The organism is Methanosalsum natronophilum, assembly GCF_024808815.1.
Classification (GTDB): Archaea; Halobacteriota; Methanosarcinia; order Methanosarcinales; family Methanosarcinaceae; genus Methanosalsum; species Methanosalsum natronophilum.
In genome coordinates this window covers 1-3,559 of the sequence record NZ_JANUCS010000034.1, presented here as the reverse complement: position 1 = coordinate 3,559, position 3,559 = coordinate 1, and the positions used below count along the sequence as shown (strand labels likewise).

The following is a 3,559-nucleotide window of genomic DNA, read 5'->3' as shown; positions in this document are numbered from 1 at the left end:
TATTAGAACTATAATCCCAACCAGCTGAAAAAGTTACCCTCAAACCTTTTGACCGTCTTGAACTGTAATGATTCAATCCATTGGTTTGGTTGATTGTTTCCAAAGCTATAAAAATATCATGAGTATCTCCGGTATACTTTAAACACCTTCTTGCATTGTTTGTCATTGATCTATCACTGGTATCCCAGCTAGAATCACCTTCAGTCCAATTAGCTGAACTGTTTATCAGTCCGTCTGCTATATCATCTATTATATCAGGTAATACCTTAGTTCCACTTGAAAACCCCATTTAATTAACTCCTTCATAAAATATAATTTTTTATATATTATTTATAAAACATGATCTATTATATACTATATATTATACATCAAATAATAAATATATTTAAAGCTCTAAATACCATGAACCTGTTAATACCTTACCACCGGTACTCGTGGGATCATTGTTTCTACAGATATTCTTCTCCACAATACCAGTGTTCACTGCACCAAGTTCAGTAGTAGAATTAATGTGAGCTGCACCGTTATCTACAGGATCACCGTCAACAGCAACTGCTCTTAACACGGGTTCATTAGTGCAATACATTACCTTGCTCTTAAATGAATGATCAAGGACGGGTTCTCCGTTCTCCCATACTCCCCCAAATGTAGATTCAGTCTGAATATATGGTTGGATCGCTTGGTTATTAGTATCAATTTCCCAGTAATATTCACCTGGTTCTAACGGCTCGAACACTAAATGGAGTACTCGGTCCTGTCCAATATCCCTGAACACAGCTTCATGATATATCTTGTTTTTATGAGGAGTATCAAATAATCTCAGTATCAGGTCATGATCACCACCACTTCTTATCTTTACAACAATTCTGCTAAACCATGATCCTGCACTGAACTGTTGACCAAAAGTACCATTTATTTGTTTATTTGATTCAGTACCACCATTAATTGTCTCCAGGTAATGCCCTGTTTCTGGCCTCACACTCACATAAACAATATCTTGAGAACTACTAGAAATATGGCCTAACAATTTCAATCTCTCCTAAAAATGATCCTATTTTCACCAGTAACTTTGAAGGTTAGATCTCCGGTAGTACTGAGTATCTTGTGATCTTGCATATCAAGGTCAGATGGTGCTGGACTGAACTGAGCCCCATTGTTTCCACTTGAGATAACATAACTCCCATCTTTCTGTGCTTGTGCAAAAACAGTATCATCAGAACTAATATTGGATTCAATACACCTTGCTTCAATAAAACCTCCTTTTTCCAATTGAACAAGAGCTTGTCCTTCATTCTCGTGAACAACTTTACCTACCTCACTTCCAGGAATACGGTTGGTTATATTGGTTGCAATGATCTCAGTCTCACCTACCATATCAGGTCTGCCAACTTCGCGATACCAACTTTGTCGATCTAACCTATCAGGACTACAGGTAATATGTACCAGAGTTTTAGCAGGAGTTAGTTCATAACTGATCTCAGTTATACGGTAATGTTCTTCAGAGATATCAAGAGCAGTATGATACCCTTCAAACTTGATCTTCTGATATAATCTAAGGTCGGTCCTATCTTTGAAAGTGACATTAAGGATCTTTGATACAATATTGTAAAGAGCGTACAGGTCATGTGCTCTAATATCACATTTTGATTGTGTATCATGTTCACTCGACTCTTCATAATATTCACGAGGTATAGCTTCCCCTGAAGTTACATTTGGACTCTCCTGAATGCCCGTGAACCAATTCCCGTTCTTATCATGACCTCTCACAATAATTCGGTTATATCTATTTGTTCCAAGGTCATCTACCATATTTATGGAGATTAAATGAGGGTCAGGATTGGTTATGGTAATGGGTGCAGGTAAATTGAAGTCTGATGGACTGCCTGCACTGTCAACTTCATTATGTGGAATGAAATAGGCTGAACTGATCCATTCATGACCAGTCCATCTAGGTTTTATCTCGAATATGTAATTACAATGGTTCGCAATTTCTTCAATCACTTTCATTTTAGTTGTTCTTGAAGGAAAACTGAACCTCTTATCATGATCACCGCCACCCGTATCCATCCTGAACGGTTCTATTCCAGTTTCATGTTCCCAATTATTGTCACCACCCAACAATTCAATGATAACATCTCTCCAATGTTGTGCACCTACATCATCTAACCCAAAGTTCTGATATTCTGGTTGAATGAACTGTTGAGTGAGGTACCATCCCATATCATATCCAACAGCCGTTGTTTTATTACCGAGTGGTTCAAAGACATATGTACTGCCTGGCACAAGACCTTTAAAGATAGTTTGATCGTTTTGCTGATGATCAGGTACAGTAATCTCGACTGGATGCCACCACGGTGGTGCATCACTTTTATCAATCTCAGCTGTGAATTGCCAGAGATCATCATAGATACTTTTTGTGATCTTGATACTGGTGGTCTTGAGATCAGTTATCATATCGAATCATCCCGGACAAAATTAATTGTGTATGTGTACTTGCCACTTCCACCAATGATCTCTTTGTAGGTGAAGGGTGGTTGAATGTAACAATTAGAATAAGTTTCAGAATCGATCACCAGATCACCTGCACTCCCAAGTTTAGTTAATAGATTAGATATTTCGTTTATATCTTCAGTATAACATTCATATGAACGTGCAAATCGTTTCTCAGGCAATGCTTGGATTGATACTTTACCTGACAAGAGTATCGTTTCGGAGAATGGTGCACTCACTACAATCTCGTGTTCTCTTAATACAGAGATCGGCAGTCCATCAAAAGTTACGTTCATAGAATGCCTCTCTGTATTCTTTTCTGACTATTATACCGTTCAAGGTCACGTACAAAGGTTTCAAAAGGGTAATCTGATGCCAAGTTAACGTTCTGGATAGTATATTCTTCCCCTGCGAAATGATTGGTTGTAGTTGTGGTTGTTGTATTGGGGTTATTAACGTTATTCACAACTGTCTGGAGACCCTTTGTCAGACCAGTGTTCATATTTTGTATTGATCTATTGATAGGTGTAGATAGGTACGAGTCCCAGTTAGGTAATTTTCTTAAAGGTCCTTCTTTTGCTGGACTGAATGGTAAAAGGTCTCTAATTTCACTTACACCATCTCTTACTACATTGTAAGGTTCATGGATCACACTCTTAATACCCTGAACTAATGTATGGATCAAATTCTTACCAGCATCATATAAACTGAAATCCAACAGGTCATTGAACATGACCTTAAATGAATTAATTACCGAACTCAACTGTTCCTTAATACCAGATACAGTATCTTTCACATTCTTGAAAACCTCAGCAATAATATCTGTGATCTGATCCCAATGTTTCCATGTAAGATATACAGCAGCTATTAGTGCAACAAGTGCAGCTAATGGTATCAAAATGGGACTAATGGCTGCTATTAGACCACCCAGTGCAGCCGTAGCACCTGAGATGATCGCAGTTAAACCCCCAGCAGCACCAATCGCTGTTATTAGAGACCCAATACTTGCAATCATGGGACCTAAGACCATTAATACGGGTCCAAGTGCAGCTGCGAGCGCAGTGAATAC

5 protein-coding genes are annotated in these 3,559 nt (G+C 38.3%); all 5 read right to left on the bottom strand.

Annotated features, from left to right (window positions below):
* A partial coding sequence (locus tag J2T59_RS10115) for a hypothetical protein (RefSeq protein WP_259135818.1) occupies positions 1 to 289 on the bottom strand: 289 nt, incomplete at its 3' end.
* Between the two features lie 96 nt (positions 290 to 385).
* Positions 386 to 1,027: a hypothetical protein gene (locus J2T59_RS10110; RefSeq protein ID WP_259135817.1), complete on the bottom strand. Its 642-nt coding sequence runs from the start codon at positions 1,025 to 1,027 to the stop codon at positions 386 to 388.
* A gap of 2 nt (positions 1,028 to 1,029) precedes the next feature.
* The gene (locus J2T59_RS10105; RefSeq protein ID WP_259135816.1) at positions 1,030 to 2,454 is read right to left on the bottom strand and encodes a hypothetical protein; all 1,425 of its coding nucleotides are present in this window, start codon (positions 2,452 to 2,454) and stop codon (positions 1,030 to 1,032) included.
* Positions 2,451 to 2,786 carry a hypothetical protein gene (locus J2T59_RS10100; RefSeq protein WP_259135815.1) on the bottom strand — a complete coding sequence of 112 codons (336 nt, stop codon included), beginning with the start codon at positions 2,784 to 2,786 and terminating at the stop codon, positions 2,451 to 2,453. Before J2T59_RS10100 ends, J2T59_RS10105 begins: the two co-directional genes overlap by 4 nt.
* Positions 2,783 to 3,559: hypothetical protein (locus J2T59_RS10095; RefSeq protein ID WP_259135814.1), on the bottom strand; the 777-nt coding region annotated here is incomplete at its 5' end. The genes J2T59_RS10100 and J2T59_RS10095, both read right to left, overlap by 4 nt.